Source organism: Methylobacterium sp. J-088, assembly GCF_022829295.1.
In the GTDB taxonomy this organism is placed as follows: domain Bacteria; phylum Pseudomonadota; class Alphaproteobacteria; order Rhizobiales; family Beijerinckiaceae; genus Methylobacterium.
This window is the reverse complement of the sequence record NZ_JAKSYH010000077.1, coordinates 1-17,860: the sequence shown is the minus strand read 5'-3', so window position 1 is coordinate 17,860 and position 17,860 is coordinate 1. Positions and strand designations below refer to the sequence as shown.

The following is a 17,860-nucleotide window of genomic DNA, read 5'->3' as shown; positions in this document are numbered from 1 at the left end:
AGGGTGAGGGATGAGAACTTTCCGGAAGAGGCGCACCCTGTCAGCGCCTTGAAGGTGCGCGCGATCCTGAACTTTCTCGACCCTCACCCCAACCCTCTCCCGCACGGGAGAGGGGGCATGTCGCGCTTGCCACCCGTGTTGGCAGACGCGTGTCGTGTACCGTGCGCTTTGCAATCGTGCACGCCTCAAAGCTCTTGTTGCGACGCGCTCTCTTGCGCCGAACCGGTGTCCACTTCGTCGGAGAGCGCTCTAGCGGCGAACCGCTCCGCTGGCGACCGGCGATGCGGATACCCTATCCGGCGCGTGTGACTGGAATGTCACGAGGGCGCGCTATATCGTGCGTGTCGGCCCTGCACGCCTTAGTGGAGCGGCGCCGCCATGACTTCGCCGGAAGCTGTCCGCACAGTCGGAGGCTTCGGGGCATGGGTCGCCTGACCGTTCACGCGGCGGCAATCCATTACATAAGACAATCGGCCCACGATTTCCCCGGCAACGATCCGGGACTCAGACTTTGGGGGACCCGCAGGTGTTGAACGACGTTCTGATCCGGCCCGCGCCGCTGGAAGGCGCGCACGAGGAGCATGCCGCCGCGGCTCCGGCGCCCGCGTCCTGGGCCGCCCCGACGCTCTCCGCCAGCGGCGACGCGGTGGTGGACCTGCGGGAATCGATCCGCGCCAAGCTGGCCTTCTCGCTGGGCCGGACCCCCGAGACGGCGCGCCCGCGCGACTGGTTCGCGGCGACCGCCCTCGCGCTGCGCGAGCGGATCGTGGCGGCCTGCATGGCGGCCGAGCGCGGCGTGCCGAACAAGCGCGTCTATTACCTGTCGCTGGAATTCCTGATCGGCCGGCTGATGTCGGACGCGATGAACAATCTCGGCCTGACCGAGACCACCCGGGCGGCGCTCAAGGAACTCGGGGTCGATCTCGGCGCCGTCGAGGACGCGGAGCCCGATGCGGCGCTCGGCAATGGCGGCCTCGGGCGGCTCGCCGCCTGCTTCATGGAGAGCATGGCCAGCATCGGCATCCCGGCGATGGGCTACGGCATCCGCTACGACCACGGCCTGTTCCGGCAATCCTTCGAGGATGGCTGGCAGCGCGAGGCGCCGGAGACGTGGCTCGCCGAGGGCAACCCCTGGGAATTCGCCCGGCCGGAGGCCGCCTACGCGATCGGCTTCGGCGGCACCGTCACGATGTCGTCCTCGGAGGAGGGGGTGATCCGGCGGCACTGGCAGCCGGCCGAGATCGTGCGGGCTGTGGCCCACGACGTGCCGGTGGTCGGCTGGCGCGGGCGCCACGTCAATGCGCTGCGCCTGTGGAAGGCCGAGGCCGGCGAGCCGATCGACCTCGCCCGGTTCAACGGCGGCGACCATGTCGGCGCGGTCGCGGCGCGGATGCGCGCCGAGGCGATCTCCCGGGTGCTCTATCCGAGCGATTCCTCGGCCGAGGGCCAGGAGCTGCGCCTGCGCCAGGAATACTTCTTCACCGCCGCCTCGCTCCGGGACCTGCTCGCCCGGCACGTGGCCGAGCGCGGCGACGTCCGCTCCCTGCCGGACCACGCGGCGATCCAGCTCAACGACACGCACCCGGCCATCGCGGTGCCGGAGCTGATGCGCCTGCTGATCGACGAGCACAGCCTCTCCTGGGAGGATGCGTGGCACGTCACCACCAACACGCTGCACTACACCAACCACACCCTCCTGCCCGAGGCGCTGGAGACCTGGCCGGTGGAGCTGATGGAGCGGCTGCTGCCGCGCCACATGCAGATCATCTACCTGATCAACTGGATGCACCTTGAGGAGCAGTCCAAGCACGGCCGGCAGGGGCCGGCGGATGCCGAGGCCTATCTCGCCTCGATCTCGCTGATCGAGGAGTCGAACGGCCGCCGGGTGCGGATGGGGCACCTCGCCTTCCACGGCGCGCGCCGGGTCAACGGCGTCTCGGCGCTCCACACCGACCTGATGCGCACCACGGTCTTCTCCGACCTGCACGCGCTGGATTCCGACAAGATCGTCAACAAGACCAACGGCATCACCTTCCGCCGCTGGTTCCACAACGCCAATCCGGGCCTGACCCGGCTCGCGGTCGAGACCGTGGGGGCGGGCGTCCTCGACGATCCGGAGCTGCTGCGCGGCCTGGAAGCCCATGCCGAGGATCCGGCCTTCGTGGCGCGCTACGCCGCCGTGCGCCGGGAGCGCAAGGAGGCCCTGGCCAAGGTCGTGGCCGAGCGCACCGGCATCGATATCGATCCGGCCGCTCTGTTCGACGTGCAGGTCAAGCGCATCCACGAGTACAAGCGCCAGTTGCTCAACGTCGTCGAGACGGTGGCGCTCTATCAGGCGATCAAGGCCGAGCCGCACCGGGACTGGACGCCCCGCGTCAAGATCTTCGGCGGCAAGGCGGCGCCGAGCTACGTGCAGGCCAAGCTGATCATCAAGCTCGCCTGCGACATCGCCAAGGCGGTCAACGACGATCCCGAGGTCGCTGGCCGGCTGAAGGTTGTGTTCCTACCGAACTACTCCGTGAGCCTTGCCGAATCGATCATCCCGGCGGCCGACCTGTCGGAGCAGATCTCCACCGCCGGCCTGGAAGCCTCCGGCACCGGCAACATGAAGTTCGCCCTCAACGGCGCGCTCACGGTGGGGACGCTCGACGGCGCCAACATCGAGATCCGCGACCATGTCGGGGCGGAGAACATCTTCATCTTCGGCCTGGAGGCCGACGGGGTCCGCGCCCGGCAGGCCGAGCCGGATTACGCGGCCAAGGCGATCCAGGCCTCGCCGCGCCTGGCGGCGGCGCTCGACATGATCGCCTCCGGCCGGTTCTCGCCGGAGGAGCCGGCCCGGTTCCGCCCGCTCACCGACGATCTGCGCCGGCGCGACCAGTACCTGCTCACCGCCGATTTCGACGATTACTGGCGGGTGCAGCGGTCCATCGACGCCGCGTGGCGCGATCCCCGCGGCTGGTGGGCCAAGGCGATCCGCAACACCGCCCGGATGGCGTGGTTCTCCTCCGACCGGGCGATGCGGGAATACGCCGCCGAGATCTGGCGGGTTCGGCTGGGCTGACGGGAAGGGGGCACGGGCGCGCTCGACGATCCGAAAGCCGGATTCACACGCGCGGTGCCGGTTCAAGCGCGGGATTCTCCCTCCCCTCTCCGCGGGGGGGGAGACGCGCCGGGCCGCTTGCGCCCATCCTCCGACCGAAGAAACGCGCGGATCCGCTACACTCCGCCACTGCCATAAATCGCGCCCGCCAGACCCTCCAGCTTCACGCGGTCGATCACCGTGATGCGCCCGCGCCGCGCCCGGATCATGCCGGCCCCCTCCAGCGTGTGGGTCGCCATCGTGACCGTGGGACGGCGCACGCCGAGCATCTTCGAGAGCATCTCGTGCGTCAGGGGCAGCTCGTCCTGGTCCAGGCGGTCATGGGTCATGAGGATCCACCGGGCGAGGCGCGCTTCGACGGTGAGATCGGCATTGGCGTGGACGGTCTGCCCCACCTGCACGATCAGGCTCTGCACGTAGCGCCCCAGCACCCGGCGCAGGCTGGCGCTCGCATCGAGCGCCGCGCACAAGGCGTCGGCCCCGATGCGCAGCGCCTCGCCCCCGGCCTGCACGATCGCCATATGGGGCGTGGTCTCCGCGCTTAGCGCGAGCGGCACGCCGACGAAGCCCTCGCGGCCCGTGAGGCCGATCTCGATGCGCCCCTCGCGGGTGTCGGCCACGAGGGAGACGATCCCGCCCTCGACGAAGTAGGCCTGTGTGATCGGCTGCTGCGGTGCAATCAGCACGTCGTGCAGGGCGAGGGGCACCGGCTCCAGTGCGGAGGCGAGGCGGTCGAACTCCTCCGGCGTCAGGGCGGCGAGCAGACGGTTTCGAACGGCGGATTGCTGCGGCAGCGCCATGGCCCCCCTCGGAATCCGGGCGGGAGCACGGGCCATCTCCCAATCACCCGCGTCCCGAGATCCAGACGGATGATCCTGACTGTTTCACACCGCACAAACCATCAGTATCGAGTAGGTTAGTTTTTCGAGCGCAATCCGTCTGGATTCTTACACTACCGACTGGCGTACACTGGATTCGGCGCGTTCGGAGCCGTGCAGGCGGGCAGTTGCACGTTCGGAAATCGGCCACGCCGTGGCCACTGCCTAAATATGTGGCACATGAATTGCGAGCTTCGGGCCGTCTCAACGAAGACGACGAAGGGCACCGCCGTGATAGCATTTGGAACGTGGGGCCGGGCCGCGGCGCTGGCCGCCGGGCTCGCCATCGGCGCCGCGGGCGCAGGGGCCGCACACGCGCAGGAGACCATCAAGGTCGGCATCCTGCACTCGCTCTCGGGCACGATGGCGATCTCCGAGACCACCCTCAAGGACGCGATGCTGATGCTCATCGCCGAGCAGAACGCCAAGGGCGGCGTGCTCGGCAAGAAGCTGGAGCCGGTGGTGGTCGATCCGGCCTCGAACTGGCCGCTCTTCGCCGAGAAGGCCCGCGAGCTGATCAGCAAGGACAAGGTCGCGGCCGTGTTCGGCTGCTGGACCAGCGTGTCGCGCAAGTCCGTGCTGCCGGTGTTCAAGGAACTCGACAACATCCTGTTCTACCCCGTCCAGTACGAGGGCGAGGAGAGCGAACGCAACGTGTTCTACACCGGCGCCGCCCCGAACCAGCAGGCGATCCCGGCGGTCGACTACCTGATGTCCGAGGATGGCGGCGGCGCCAAGCGCTGGGTGCTGGAAGGGACCGACTACGTCTACCCGCGCACGACCAACAAGATCCTCGAAGCCTACCTCAAGTCCAAGGGCGTCAAGGACGAGGACATCCTGATCAACTACACGCCGTTCGGCTTCTCGGACTGGCAGACCGAGGTGTCGAGGATCAAGGCATTCGGCTCGGCCGGCAAGAAGACCGCCGTGGTCTCGACCATCAACGGCGACGCCAACGTGCCGTTCTACAAGGAACTCGGCAACCAGGGCATCAAGGCGACCGACATCCCGGTCGTCGCCTTCTCGGTGGGCGAGGAGGAACTCGCCGGCATCGACGCCAAGCCGCTTACCGGCCACCTCGCCGCCTGGAACTACTTCGAGTCGATCAAGACGCCGGAGAACGAGGACTTCATCAAGACGTGGCAGGCGTTCCGGAAGAACCCCAAGGCCGTCACCAACGACCCGATGGAGGCCAGCTATATCGGCTTCAACATGTGGGTGAAGGCGGTGGAGAAGGCCGGCACCACCGACCCCGACAAGGTGATCGACGCGCTGCCGGGCATCGAGCAGAAGAACCTCACCGGCGGCACCGCCACGATGCTCCCGAACCACCACATCACCAAGCCGGTCTTCATCGGCGAGATCGAGGCGAACGGCCAGTTCGATGTGGTGTGGAAGACCGAGAAGCTGATCCCCGGCGAGGCGTGGTCGAAGCAGCTCGAGGGCTCCAAGGACCTCGAGGCCGACTGGGTCAAGCTCAAGTGCGGCAACTACAACACCAAGACCAAGAGCTGCGGCGGCGCGTAAGCCGCATCTCCCCTCTCCCCGCCTGCGGGGAGAGGGCTTCCTGCCCCCTTGTCGGGGCAGGAAGCGAGGCGGCAGCCGAAGGTGAGGGGGCGATTCGGGATGAGCCTCATCCGGTGCCACCCCCTCACCGCCGCTCCGGCTTCGCCTCCGCTCCCCGCATGGACGACGCGGTCCATGCGGGCCTCTCCCCGCGCGCGGGGATGAGGGGATACGCGCCTCACCCATGTGGCGCACCGCTCCCGGCTCGCAGAACGGCATCGATGCTCCGTCTCCTCACCCTCCTGTTCCTGCTGCTGGCCGCCCCGGCGCTGGCCCAGGCGCCCGATCCCTACGGTCAGCTCGCCGGCGACGGCTATGCCGAGATCGAGGCCGGCGTCTCGGGGCTCGCGGCCAGCGGCGACCCGCGCGCCGACGCGATCCTCTCGGCCCTGTCGGACGGCCGCCTGCTGGTGGGCCCGGACAAGTCCCTGCTCATCCGGCAGGGCAACGCCGTCGTGGACGCCAAGACCGGCGCCCCGGCGGCCGACAGCCCCGACCTCAAGCCGGTGCGCGCCAACAACCGGGTCCGCCGGGCGATCGAGGCCGCCCGCGGGCAGCTCGACCTCGCGAGCCCCGATTCGGCCAAGCGCCGCGCCGCCGCCGACGCGGTGTTCAAGGCCCGGGACGCGGCGGCGCTGCCGGCCCTCGACGCGGCCCTGGCGCGCGAGACGCAGGCCGGAATCCGCCAGGCGCTGACCGAGGCCCGCGCCGCCGTGCTGCTGGCCAAGCCCGGCACCGGGGAGGCGGACCGGATTGCCGCAATTCCCGCCATCCAGGCCCGGGGCGATGGCGACGCGATGGGCATCCTGCGCGGTCTTGCGGCGGATCCGAGCGAGGCGGTCCGCGCTGCGGCCGCCCGCGGCATCGCGGCGATCGAGACGCGGCTCGCCATCCTCGGGGCCCTCCAGAACGTCTGGTACGGCATCTCGCTCGGCTCGGTCCTGCTGCTCGCCGCCATCGGGCTGGCCATCACCTTCGGGGTGATGGGCGTGATCAACATGGCGCACGGCGAGATGGTGATGCTCGGCGCCTACACGACGTACGGCGTGCAGGAGCTGATCCGCACCAAGGCGCCGTCCCTGTTCGGCTGGTCGCTGGCGATCAGCATCCCCTGCGCGTTCCTGGTCGCCGGGCTGATGGGCGTGCTGATCGAGCGGTTCATCATCCGCTTCCTGTACGGGCGCCCGCTGGAGACCCTGCTCGCCACCTTCGGGGTCAGCCTCATCCTGCAGCAGGGCGTGCGCTCGCTCTTCGGCCCGACCAACCGCGAGGTCGGCGCCCCCGCCTTCATGAGCGGCGCCTTCGATTTCTACGGCCTGTCGATCACCTGGGGCCGGATGTGGATCATCGTGTTCGCGCTGGCCGTGTTCCTTGGGCTGCTCTTCGTGCTCCGAAAAACTTCGTTCGGCCTCAAGACCCGGGCCGTCACCCAGAACCGCCGCATGGCCGCCGCGATGGGCATCCGCACCCCCTACGTCGATGCGCTGACCTTCGGGCTCGGCTCCGGCATCGCGGGGATCGCCGGGGTGGCGCTGTCGCAGATCGACAACGTCTCGCCCAATCTCGGCCAGGGCTACATCATCGACTCGTTCCTGGTGGTGGTGTTCGGCGGTGTCGGCAACCTCTGGGGGACGCTGGTGGCGGCGCTGACGCTCGGCGTCGTGAACAAGCTCGCCGAGCCGTATGTCGGCGCGGTGCTGGCCAAGATCGGCCTCCTGATCTTCATCATCCTGTTCATCCAGAAGCGCCCGCGCGGCCTGTTCGCGCTCAAGGGCCGGGCGGTGGAATCGTGAGCAGACCGATGGGCGCTCCCTCCCCCCTCTGCGGGGGCGGGTCCCCTGCGAAGCAGGGGGGGAGAGGGGAACGCGGCATCCGCAGGAGGCGCGGCCTTTATGGAGGTCGGAGCCCTATTCTGCACCGTTGCTCCCCTCTCCCGACCCTCGCGCACGCGAGGGCCACCCTCCCCCGCAAAGGGGGGAGGGCGGGTGCGCGCCAGATCCGGACCGCCCTTTCCGTCAGCCTGAACGAAGCCAGTGGCCTGCGCGGGGATCAGATCGGGCGCGAACGAGGAATCGCCCCATGACCGCCCGCACCCCCCTCATCGATCTGAAGGGCTGGATCTTCCTCGCCGTCCTGGCCGCCTTCTGCCTCGCGGTGCCGGTGCTGAACCTCGCGGTGCCGGAGGGCTCCGGGCTGCACGTGCCGACCTACCTCGTGGCGCTGTTCGGCAAGTACCTCGCCTATGCGCTGCTCGCGGTCAGCCTCGACCTCGTCTGGGGCTATTGCGGCATCCTCTCACTCGGCCACGGGGCGTTCTTCGCGCTCGGCGGCTACGCGATGGGCATGTACCTGATGCGCCAGATCGGCCCCCGGGGCGTCTACGGCAACCCGGTCCTGCCCGACTTCATGGTGTTCCTGAACTACAAGGCACTGCCCTGGTACTGGTACGGCTTCGACCACTTCGCCTTCGCGGCCCTGATGGTGCTGCTGGTGCCGGGGCTGCTGGCCTTCGTGTTCGGCTGGCTCGCCTTCCGGTCGCGGGTGACCGGCGTCTACCTGTCGATCATCACCCAGGCGATGACCTACGCGCTGATGCTCGCCTTCTTCCGCAACGACATGGGCCTCGGCGGCAACAACGGCCTCACCGACTTCAAAGATCTCTTGGGCCTCTCGGTTCAGGCCCAGAATTTTCGCGTGGGCATCTTCGTCGCCACCGGCATCGCGCTGGCTTTGGGCTACCTGATCGCCCGGGTGATGACAGTCTCGGCGTATGGAAAAATCCTGATCGCCGTGCGCGACGCCGAGAGCCGCACCCGCTTCCTCGGCTACCGGCCGGAGCACTTCAAGACGCTGGCCTTCACGGTCTCGGCCATGATGGCGGGCGTCGCCGGCGCCCTCTACGTGCCGCAGGTCGGCATCATCAACCCGGGGGAGTTCGCCCCGACCAACTCCATCGAGACGGTGATCTGGGTGGCGGTGGGCGGGCGCGGCACGCTGGTCGGCGCGGCGCTCGGCGCCGTGCTGGTCAACTACGCCAAGACGGTGCTCACCGGCGTGATGCCCGATGCGTGGCTGTTCGGCCTGGGCGGCCTGTTCGTGGTCGTGACGCTGTTCCTGCCCCGCGGCCTCGTCGGCACCGCCATCGAGCGGCTCGGCTCCCGGCGCGCCGCCGCCAGGCTGCCGCCGGAGCCCGCCATCGCCCCGAAACGCGTGGAACAAGGGCAGGGCTCGTAATGAGCATCGACCTCCTCGAACGCCCGGATGCAAGCGGCCCCGCCAACCGGAAGCGCGAGACGGACGCGCTCCTCTACCTCGACGACCTGCGGGTGACTTTCGACGGCTACAAGGCCCTGCGCGGCCTGTCGCTGACGCTGGCCCGCGGCGAGTTGCGGGCGATCATCGGCCCGAACGGCGCCGGCAAGACCACCATGATGGACTGCATCACCGGCAAGACCCGGCCGGACAGCGGGATCGCGCTGTTCGACGGCACCCACGACCTGCTCAAGAGCGACGAGCCGGCGATCGCCGACCTCGGCATCGGCCGCAAGTTCCAGAAGCCGACCGTGTTCGAGAGCCATACGGTCGCCGACAACATCCTGCTGGCGCTCAAAGGTCCGCGCGCGGCATTCGCGTCCCTGTTCGGCCGGCGCAACCGGGTGGAGGCGCAGCGGATCGATGCCCTGCTGGAGACGGTCGGCCTGCTGGCCCACCGCGGCCGCCCGGCGGCCGATCTGAGCCACGGTCAGAAGCAATGGCTGGAGATCGGCATGCTGCTCGCGCAGGACCCCAAGCTCCTGCTCGTCGACGAGCCGGTGGCCGGCATGACCGACGCCGAGACCGCCGAGACCGCCCGCCTGCTGAGGCGGATCGCGGGCGAGCACGCCGTGGTGGTGGTGGAGCACGACATGCACTTCGTCCGCGACCTCGGCTGCCGGGTCACCTGCCTGCACGAGGGCGCGGTGCTGGCCGAGGGCTCGATCGACGCCGTCTCGGCCGACCCGCGGGTGGTCGAGGTGTATCTCGGGCGATGACCAAGGTCATGGTTTCAAAAGGTCGAGACCTTTTGCGGGTGCAGGGCAGAGCCCTGCTGTCGAGCGAAGCTCGAACGTCGGGCTTCGCCCGAGTGTCGGGCTTCGCCCTGACGACCCACCAAAGGGCACGCCCTTTGGAATTCCTTTGTTCGCGCGCGCAGTCCGATGGTGAACTCCCATGCTGAGCGTCGAGGGGATCGACCTCTATTACGGCGCCGCGCAGGCGCTCCGCGGCGTCTCCCTGACGGCCGAGGCCGGGCAGATCACGACGGTGCTGGGCCGCAACGGCGTCGGCAAGACCTCGCTGCTGCGGGCGATCGTCGGCCAGCAGCCCGTGCGCGCCGGCGCGATCCGCCTCGATGGCCGCCCGATCCAGGCGCTCGCCCCCTACGACCGGGCCCGGGCCGGCATCGCCTTCGTGCCCCAGGGCCGCGAGATCTTCCCGCTGCTCACCGTCAAAGAGAACCTCGAGACCGGCTTCGCGCCCCTGAAGCGCCGCGACCGCCACATCCCGGGGGAGATCTACGACCTGTTCCCAGTGCTCAAGGACATGCTGCACCGGCGCGGCGGCGACCTCTCGGGCGGCCAGCAGCAGCAGCTCGCCATCGGCCGGGCGCTGGTGACGCGGCCCAAACTCCTCGTGCTCGACGAGCCGACCGAGGGCATCCAGCCCTCGATCATCAAGGATATCGGCCGGGCGATCACCTACCTGCGCGGCAAGGGCGAGATGGGCATCGTGCTGGTCGAGCAGTATTTCGAATGGGCCCGCGACCTCTGCGATACCTACGCGGTGATGGATCGCGGGCAGGTGGTGCTGGCCGGGCCCCGGGCCGGGATGGTCGAGGCCGACGTCCTCAAGTGGATGTCGGTGTAGGGCAGGCGCCCTCGCCCCCGCGGTCTACGATATTCACACTTCGCTGGCCGCTGGGCTCTCTCCTCCCCGCAAGGGGGAGGGGAAGAGCGCCATCCTCTCAGGAGGTTGGTGGCACTCTGAAATGTGTGAATCCACGCGCCCTCGCGGGGAGGGCGCGATGCGCCACTCCGCCCCCGCCGAACCCCACGCGAATATCATTATTTACGCGACTATTTAGAATTCGCCGGACGCGCGCGCGGTACAAATTTCGCGAAAACTGTGAACGCGTCCCCGGACGGCCAAGGTTAAACCACAATTCGAGACTGCCATGGCGACCTGCCGCAGGAGCGCCCCATGACGATCCTCGATCCCACCACCGGTAAGCTGGTCACCATTTCCCTGCCGCGGCCGCGTCCGCAGCCCAATCCCCGCTGACCGGGAGACGCCGCCTCGTGGAGACTGCCATCGTGTCAGGCGCGATGCGCCGGACGGCGCGCGCCAAGCGTCTTCGGATCCGGACGAGTCCGCCCGGCCTGTGGCTGGTCGGGGGCGGGCCCGCATCGGACGACGCGCCCCTGGCCGCCGCCGATCTGATCGCCATGGCCCGGGCAGCCCGCGGGACGAGCACGGATGGCACGGCCGGAGAGCCTGGGGAGTCGGCCCGAGGAGGCCCGCGCTAGGGTCCTCGTCAACGAAGTGGACGCCCGTTCGGCGCTAAACCGCGCGCTACGACAAAGACTTAGAGCCAGGCTCGATGGCAACGCGCCACGGTATACGACAGTGACGCCACCGTTGCTGAATAGGGCACGGGTCCCCTCTCCCGTGCGGGAGAGGTCTGCTTTCGCAGAAAGCCGGGTGAGGGATGAGACCTATCCGGAAGAGCCATGCCGCGTCAGGGCTTCGAGGTGCGCTCGATCCTGAACCGTCTCGACCCTCACCCCAACCCTCTCCCGCATGGGAGAGGGGCAGGTCGCGCTTGCCGACCCAGGCGGCAGACAAGTGTCGTGTACCGTGGGCAACGCGCAGGGCACACGACAGAAACGCGTGACTGGGTCACGCGCGCTCCCACCCAATCCCCTCGTCCTGAGGTGCGAGCGCAGCGAGCCTCGAAGGAGGAGGGCATTGGGTGGGACGGCCCGGCGGCTTCCCGTTCTGTGTGCAGCCTGATCGGACCCGATTCGAGCGGGATCGCGCCATCCCGAGAGACGGATCGGGCGCCTCACACAGGCTCCTGAAACGCGGCCTGGATCACGCCGGGCGTCTCAGCAGCCGGAGCAGATCGGCTTGGCGGCGCCGCGACCTTCCTTCTCCAGGCGTCGCATCATCGCCTCGCGGTTGTAGGAGCGCGTCTCGAACTGAACGGTGGACCTGCCGCCGGTCGCCCCCGTTTCGCCGACGCCCAAGCGCGCGACGGCGTCCCGGTTCACCACGAAGGACGGCCGTGCCATCTCCGTCGGGCTCAGGGTCTGCCAAGCCAGCCGCGCGCGGGTCGAAGCGGCCAGAACATCCAGGGGGTTGACCTGCGCGCCCCGGCTCTCGCCAGAGCCCCCGTGCGCCAGGGCCGTGCCCGGGATGCGGATGACCGGCAGGGCCGCCACCGGGACAGCCGGGTTCGGGACCGCCTTCAGACCGGCCGGGTGCTCCACCGTCAGGGGCGGCAGGGAGCTGTACGCGGTCGGCACGTTGGGCATTCGAGAACAGGCGCTTGCCGAGAGCAGAACGAGCCCTACAACCGCGATCCGCGACACCATATTGGCACCTGAAAGCAATACTCGGCCGTTCTGGCCAAGCTTGCTCCCGTTGATATAGCAGTGCGTCCGCAGTGTCCAATGGCCGAGCCTTCGCGCTTGCGGCGGCACGGCCCCCCATCGAGCCGACGATCGGCCCCGTTTGGGGGCGACGATCGGCCCCGTTTGGGGGCGACGATCGGCCATCGCGGGACCCCAGAGAAAGCGCGCTTCTGGACCCGCCCTCTCAGCCGCGCAACTGCGCCACGAAGGCCCGGATGAAGGGCGGGAGCCCGTCGAGGTCGCGCAGGCACAGGGTCAGGTCGCGCCGCGCCCACGCGTCGGCCAGCGGCACCACCGCGAGGGCGAGGCCCTGGGCGGCCCGGACGGCCGCACTCTCGGGCAGGACGGCCAGCCCGACCCGGGCGTCCACCAGCCGGCAGACGGCATCGAACCCGCGCAGCTGCGCCCGCAGGCGCATCGGGCGCCCCTCCCGCGCGGCCTGGGCGACGAGGAACCGGCTGATGGCGCTGCGCCGGTCCAGGCCCACGAGATCGTGACCCAGCACCTCTGCGAAGGGGATCGCCCCGCGCCCCGCCAGGGGATGGTCCCGGGCGGCGACCAGCACGAACCGGTCTTCCCGGAACGGGAAGGTCCGAAGCGAGCCGGTATCCACCGTGCCGGACAGGATACCGAGATCGGCCGCCCCCTCGGCCACGAGCCCGACGATCTCCTCGGAGGTACGCTCCTCGATCTCGACGCCGATCCCGGGATGGTCGGCCAGGAAGGCCGAGAGCGCCTCCGGCAGGAATTCGGTGAGTGCGTTGGTGTTGGCCAGCACCCGGATCTGGCCGAAGGCGCCCCCCGAATAGGCCGACATCTCCTCGCGCAGACGCTCGACCGCGGACAGGACCTCCCGGGCATGGACCAGGAGCGCACGCCCCGCCGGGGTCGGATTGACGCCCTGGCGCCCCCGGGTCAGCAGCGCGGCCCCGAGCGACTCCTCCATCAGCCGGATCCGCGTGGAGGCCGCCGCCAGGGCGAGGTTCGCCCGCGCCGCCCCATGGGTGATCGAGCCGGCCTCGACCACATGCCGGAACAGGCCGAGATCGGTGAGATCGAACCGCATCATCGCCCCGGCCTCTTCCGACAGCGCCCGCGCCGGCCGGTCGAACACGCCGCCCGCGGGCGACCGACGGTAGCCTCAGCCCGTCCCCGTGTCAGCGCGCCGGATGCAGGACCCGCCTGCGGGGATAACCACCCCTGCAGCCATCCAATCCTGTTCACGGTCGTGCTGAAGTAAGAGCTGGATATGTACTATCGTCGCGAGCTTTGGTTTTTTATGCCCGCATTGAGGCGCTCCGATACGGAGATCGTCTTACAAAATCCCCAGAAAAACATCTGGATACGGAGTTATTTTTACTCAGGATCGGAGAATAATTATTTACCTCCTTTTAACGCGAGGCAATCCAAATCTGTAAGACAGTCCCCGGATCGTCCGCTTCAATGACAAATCTCTTGCGCATGCCCGCCCCGGGACTCAGTCCGATCCGCCCGCGACCGCAAGGGTGGGGACCGGGATGTTCGACGTCCCTCCGGATGGACCGCCATCGGCACCGCCCGGCGAGTGGCCCCGCGCCGGGCGCACCGAAGCCGCCGCCCGGGAGCCCCTGATGGACGCGCTCCTGGTCGACGACAGCGCGGTCATGCGCCTGCGGCTGCGCCAGTTGCTGGAGGCCAAGCCCGACGTGAGCGTGACCGATCACGCCGATCCGGGCGCCGCGCTCGTGGAGGCGCAGATCCGGGCCTTCGACCTCGTCCTGGTCGATTGCCACCTGCGCGCCATGGACGGGATCGCCTTCATCCGGCGCATGCGGACCATCCCGCATTACGCCCAGGTGCCGATCGTGATGCTGGCCGAGGACATCTCGGACGCGGTGCGGCTCTCCGCCCTAGAGGCCGGGGCGACCGACTTCCTCGACACCTCCATGCGGGGCGTCGAGCTGACCGTGCGTCTGCGCAACATGATCCGCCTCGCCAAGGCCGTGCGGCGGCTGTCCGAGCAGGCGGCCTGGCTCGACGGCGAGGTCGAGGCGGCCCTGCGCCACATGCGCGAGCGCGAGGAGGAGATCATCTTCCGCCTCGCCCTCGCGGTCGAGTATCGCGACAGCGACACGGGGGACCATACCTGGCGGGTCGCCCGCTACAGCCAGATCATCGCCGAGGAACTGGGGCTCGCCCCGGATGTCTGCCGCAGCCTCTATCTCGCGGCGCCTCTGCACGATGTCGGCAAGGTCGGCGTGCCCGACAGCATCCTGCTGAAGCCCGGACGTCTCGATCCGGACGAGTTCGCCGTGGTCCAGACGCATACCACCATCGGCCAGCGGATCCTGGGCGGGAGCGCATCCGAGCTGATCCGCCTCGCGGCGGAGATCGCCGAGGCGCATCACGAGCGGTGGGACGGCGGCGGCTACCCGAACGGGCTCGCCGGGACCGCGATCCCGCTCGCCGCCCGGATCGTCGCGGTGGCGGACGTGTTCGACGCCCTGACCACGCAGCGTCCCTATAAGGCCGCAATATCCTTCGAGGCGGCCCTGGACAGCCTGCGCGCCGAGAGCGGCCGCCATTTCGATCCGGCCTGCGTCGCGGCCTTCTGCGCCCGCTGGGCGGATATTCGCGTCGCCGGCGGCCAGGAGCGGGCCGCGATCCGGCCGGTCACCGAGCCCTGGGCGCGGGTCCCGACCCTGCTCCGCGAGATCGCGGCCGAGCCGCAGGGCCCGTCCGGGTGGCTGGTGCACGATCCGCACAGCCTGATCGCCCCGGACGAGGCACCGGTGCGCCCGCCGCCGGTTGCACCGCCGGCCCGGGATCCGCTCAAACGGCCGAGGGAGCCGCGCCATGAACGTGCGCTGGATGACGCTGCCGGGGATCGCGCAGGCCCGCCCCATCCCCCGGGTCGAGGCCCGACGCCCGGTCGACGCGACGGGCTGCCCCACGGTGTTGCGCACCGACGGAACGGTCGACCGCATCTGATCGCCGCACGGCCGGAGGATTCGGCCCTCGGGCGGTCCTGAGACGGCGCGTTCCGGTTTCCGGCCTCATGCCGTAACCTGCCGGGATGCGCGTCTTCCACAGTCCCGACTCACCCCGGCACGATCCCGAACGCTACTGGCGGCGCGGCACGCCGATCCCGCATCCGGAGCAGGCTGACCGCTACGCGATCCTGCGCGATGCGGCCCTGCGGGGCGGCCACGCCCTCGCGGAGCCCGGCGATCACGGCCTGGACCCGATCCGGGCGGTGCACGATCCCGCCTACGTGGCGTTCCTGGCCGAGGCCTGGACCCGCCGGGGCGAGATGCCGGGCATCGGCGACGAGATCCTCAGCGGCGTCTTCGCCCGGCCGCACATGCACCGGACGCCGACGGGCCTCCTCGGGCTCGCCGGCCTCTACATGGCCGACACCTCGACGCCGATCCGCGCCGGGACGTGGCCGGCGGTCTACGGCGCGGCGCAATGCGCCGTCGCGGCCGCCGACGCCGCCCTGGCGGAGGGCCACGCCTACGCCCTGTGCCGGCCGCCCGGCCACCACGCCTACGCGGATTCCGCCGGCGGCTTCTGCTTCCTCAACAACAGCGCGATCGCGGCCGCCCGGATGCTGGCCCCCACCGGCGGCCCGGTGGCGATCCTCGACATCGACGTCCACCACGGCAACGGCACGCAGGGGATTTTTTACGGGCGCGCGGATGTCGTGACGGTCTCGGTCCATGCCGATCCGTCGGACTACTTCCCGTTCTTCGCAGGCTATGCCGACGAGACAGGTACAGGGAAGGGGGCGGGGTTCAACCGGAACCTGCCGCTGCCGCCGGGCTCGGGCGACGCCCCGTGGCTCGAAGCCGTGGAGGCGGGTCTCGCAATGATCGCCGCGCATCGGCCGCGGGGGCTGGTGGTGGCTTTGGGCCTCGACGCCTCGGCGGACGACCCGATCGGCGCCCTGAAAGTCACCCGGTCGGGCTTCGCCGGCGCGGCGGAGCGCATCGCCCGGGCCGGGCTGCCCACCGCCCTCGTCCAGGAGGGCGGCTACCTCTGCGCGGCCCTCCCGGAGAGCCTCGCGGCCTTCCTGGCGGCCTTCGACGCCGCCCGGTAGGCCGCGGACGGCGAATTACGCCTCGTCGTCCTCGTCCTGCTGCCGGCCCTTGAGCTTGGCGAAGACCGAATCCGCGTCGAGCCGCTCCTCGCGGCCGCCGTGATCCTCCTCCGGCTCCTGCGCGTCCCGGGCCGTGGAGACCTCCGTGGGCAGCAGCGAGGCGCCGGAATCGGCCGCCACCGCGGCCGGGCGGTCGGCCGCCGCGCGCTGGACCTCGAAATCGAGGTTGATCTGGGTGGCGAGCCCCAGCGTCACCGGGTCCATCGGCTGCAGCGAGCCCGAGTTCCAGTGGGTGCGCTCGCGGATCTGCTGGATCGTCGACTTGGTGGTGCCGACCAGCCGGATGATCTGCGCATCCTTCAACTCGGGGTGGTTGCGCAGCAGCCACAGGATGGCGTTCGGCCGGTCCTGGCGGCGGGACAGCGGGGTGTAGCGCGGGCCCTTGGTGGTGCGCTTCACCTCCGGCAGCTTCACCTTGGAGACGGCGGGCTTCAGCTTGTAGTGCGGCGCCTTCTGGGCCTTCTCGATCTCGTCGCGGGTGAGCTGGCCGGTGGAGACCGGATCGAGCCCCTTGATCCCGGCCGCGACCTCGCCGTCGGCGATGCCCTTCACCTCCAGCGGGTGCAGCTTGCAGAAATCGGCGATCTGCTCGAAGGCGAGCGACGTGTTCTCGACCAGCCAGACGGCGGTCGCCTTCGGCATCAGCGGACTTTGGGACATGTCTCTCGTGCTCCGGCCTGCGGGACGGGGGCCGGGCATCGGGCCGCGGGCTCCGGATGGTCGATCCGGATGTCCCGTCTCACGCTGTTGAATGGGGATACGGCACTATAGGCCGGGGCCGGGAGGGGCGCAATCGCGGGTTCGGAGCCTGCGCGTCGATTCACCGGGGCCGGGAGCCCGGCTCAGCTTGCACCGTGAGCCCGACCGACTCACCCGCGAAGGCCGCACGCGGCCGGTTGCGGCCGGGGGTGCAGAGATATGGTCATCTCTCTGGCATGGTCCAGAAAAGCGAATGGCGAGTGCAGGTTCACGCTCCGCCTCGCCATTCCTCTCTGGAAGCGGCAACACCTGAGACGGTGAAGGCCAAGGGCTGGCGGTCGCCGCCGCCGGTCCCACTCCCGAAGATAACGCGACCGGGGCGCACCAACAACAATCTCGGCCGCCCCCTCAGCGCGTTCGCACCCCGTCGAGGAACGACCGCACCGCCGGCGGACGGGTTCTGGCGGGTTGGGGTGAGCCACGCCGTGGTGACGATCTCAGGAAGCCCCTGCGCGCCGCCGGACCGGTGGAGGCGCACCGACGGGGGCCGGCGCCCCGGCCCTGGTGGAGCCGTGATGCGGCGCGCACCCGAAGCCGGTTTCGCAAGAGTGGCCACCGGTTTTGCGACAAAAGCCTGCGACGCAACAGAGACTTAAGCGGATGATGCGTTGGCTCACCAACGGTACACGACAGCGACGCCACCATCGCGGAATGAGGCGCGGGTCCCCTCTCCCGTGCGGGAGAGGTCTGCTTTCGCAGAAAGCCGGGTGAGGGACGTGCGGCTTCCGGAAGAGACGCA

Annotated in this window: 12 protein-coding genes and 1 pseudogene; 9 read left to right on the top strand and 4 right to left on the bottom strand. The window is 69.6% G+C overall.

Translation table 11 applies throughout. The features are described from left to right. The first annotated feature begins 526 nt into the window (after positions 1 to 526). Complete coding sequence (locus MKK63_RS09370) at positions 527 to 3,064, top strand: glycogen/starch/alpha-glucan phosphorylase (protein ID WP_244000946.1); 2,538 nt, start codon at positions 527 to 529, stop codon at positions 3,062 to 3,064. A 155-nt stretch (positions 3,065 to 3,219) separates the two neighbouring features. Here MKK63_RS09370 and MKK63_RS09365 read toward each other — a convergent pair whose 3' ends face one another. After that, a complete protein-coding gene (locus MKK63_RS09365) occupies positions 3,220 to 3,903 on the bottom strand; it encodes a Crp/Fnr family transcriptional regulator (RefSeq protein ID WP_244000944.1) in 684 nt (227 codons plus the stop codon). 309 nt (positions 3,904 to 4,212) lie between these two features. On the opposite strand from MKK63_RS09365, the gene urtA reads away from it, so the two are divergent. The 6 genes from urtA (at position 4,213) to MKK63_RS09335 (ending at position 11,111) form a co-directional block, all read left to right on the top strand. After that, positions 4,213 to 5,508, top strand: a complete 1,296-nt coding sequence (gene urtA / locus MKK63_RS09360) for an urea ABC transporter substrate-binding protein (protein ID WP_244000942.1) — start codon at positions 4,213 to 4,215, stop codon at positions 5,506 to 5,508. 260 nt (positions 5,509 to 5,768) lie between these two features. Beyond that, positions 5,769 to 7,340, top strand: coding sequence for an urea ABC transporter permease subunit UrtB (gene urtB, locus MKK63_RS09355; protein ID WP_244000939.1), 1,572 nt, complete (start codon positions 5,769 to 5,771; stop codon positions 7,338 to 7,340). Between the two features lie 286 nt (positions 7,341 to 7,626). Further along, positions 7,627 to 8,781, top strand: a complete 1,155-nt coding sequence (gene urtC / locus MKK63_RS09350; RefSeq protein WP_244000937.1) for an urea ABC transporter permease subunit UrtC — start codon at positions 7,627 to 7,629, stop codon at positions 8,779 to 8,781. Beyond that, positions 8,781 to 9,578, top strand: coding sequence for an urea ABC transporter ATP-binding protein UrtD (urtD, locus tag MKK63_RS09345; protein ID WP_244000935.1), 798 nt, complete (start codon positions 8,781 to 8,783; stop codon positions 9,576 to 9,578). The genes urtC and urtD overlap by 1 nt, the downstream gene beginning before the upstream one ends. A 178-nt stretch (positions 9,579 to 9,756) precedes the next feature. Further along, the gene (urtE, locus tag MKK63_RS09340) at positions 9,757 to 10,452 is read left to right on the top strand and encodes an urea ABC transporter ATP-binding subunit UrtE (protein ID WP_244000933.1); all 696 of its coding nucleotides are present in this window, start codon (positions 9,757 to 9,759) and stop codon (positions 10,450 to 10,452) included. Between the two features lie 431 nt (positions 10,453 to 10,883). Then, positions 10,884 to 11,111, top strand: coding sequence for a hypothetical protein (locus MKK63_RS09335; protein ID WP_244000931.1), 228 nt, complete (start codon positions 10,884 to 10,886; stop codon positions 11,109 to 11,111). Between the two features lie 582 nt (positions 11,112 to 11,693). Here MKK63_RS09335 and MKK63_RS09330 read toward each other — a convergent pair. Both MKK63_RS09330 and MKK63_RS09325 read right to left on the bottom strand, forming a co-directional pair. Beyond that, complete coding sequence (locus MKK63_RS09330; protein ID WP_244000929.1) at positions 11,694 to 12,113, bottom strand: hypothetical protein; 420 nt, start codon at positions 12,111 to 12,113, stop codon at positions 11,694 to 11,696. Between the two features lie 292 nt (positions 12,114 to 12,405). After that, a complete protein-coding gene (locus MKK63_RS09325; RefSeq protein ID WP_244000948.1) occupies positions 12,406 to 13,290 on the bottom strand; it encodes a LysR substrate-binding domain-containing protein in 885 nt (294 codons plus the stop codon). 541 nt (positions 13,291 to 13,831) lie between these two features. On the opposite strand from MKK63_RS09325, the pseudogene MKK63_RS09320 reads away from it, so the two are divergent. After that, positions 13,832 to 14,920 (top strand): annotated as a pseudogene (locus tag MKK63_RS09320) (HD domain-containing phosphohydrolase); the annotation flags it as partial. A gap of 356 nt (positions 14,921 to 15,276) precedes the next feature. After that, positions 15,277 to 16,302, top strand: coding sequence for a histone deacetylase family protein (locus tag MKK63_RS09315; protein WP_244000925.1), 1,026 nt, complete (start codon positions 15,277 to 15,279; stop codon positions 16,300 to 16,302). A gap of 15 nt (positions 16,303 to 16,317) precedes the next feature. Here the strand turns inward: MKK63_RS09315 and MKK63_RS09310 are convergent, their stop codons facing one another. Beyond that, a complete protein-coding gene (locus MKK63_RS09310; RefSeq protein WP_244000923.1) occupies positions 16,318 to 17,022 on the bottom strand; it encodes a DUF1013 domain-containing protein in 705 nt (234 codons plus the stop codon). Positions 17,023 to 17,860: the final 838 nt, after the last annotated feature.

Excerpts from the sequence above, each read along its gene's own strand:
- MKK63_RS09365 (WP_244000944.1), bottom strand. The coding sequence starts at position 3,903 with ATGGCGCTGCCGCAGCAATCCGCCGTTCGAAACCGTCTGCTCGCCGCC.
- urtC (WP_244000937.1), top strand. The coding sequence starts at position 7,627 with ATGACCGCCCGCACCCCCCTCATCGATCTGAAGGGCTGGATCTTCCTC.
- urtB (WP_244000939.1), top strand. The coding sequence starts at position 5,769 with ATGCTCCGTCTCCTCACCCTCCTGTTCCTGCTGCTGGCCGCCCCGGCG.
- MKK63_RS09325 (WP_244000948.1), bottom strand. The coding sequence starts at position 13,290 with ATGATGCGGTTCGATCTCACCGATCTCGGCCTGTTCCGGCATGTGGTC.
- MKK63_RS09315 (WP_244000925.1), top strand. The coding sequence starts at position 15,277 with ATGCGCGTCTTCCACAGTCCCGACTCACCCCGGCACGATCCCGAACGC.
- urtD (WP_244000935.1), top strand. The coding sequence starts at position 8,781 with ATGAGCATCGACCTCCTCGAACGCCCGGATGCAAGCGGCCCCGCCAAC.
- MKK63_RS09310 (WP_244000923.1), bottom strand. The coding sequence starts at position 17,022 with ATGTCCCAAAGTCCGCTGATGCCGAAGGCGACCGCCGTCTGGCTGGTC.
- urtE (WP_244000933.1), top strand. The coding sequence starts at position 9,757 with ATGCTGAGCGTCGAGGGGATCGACCTCTATTACGGCGCCGCGCAGGCG.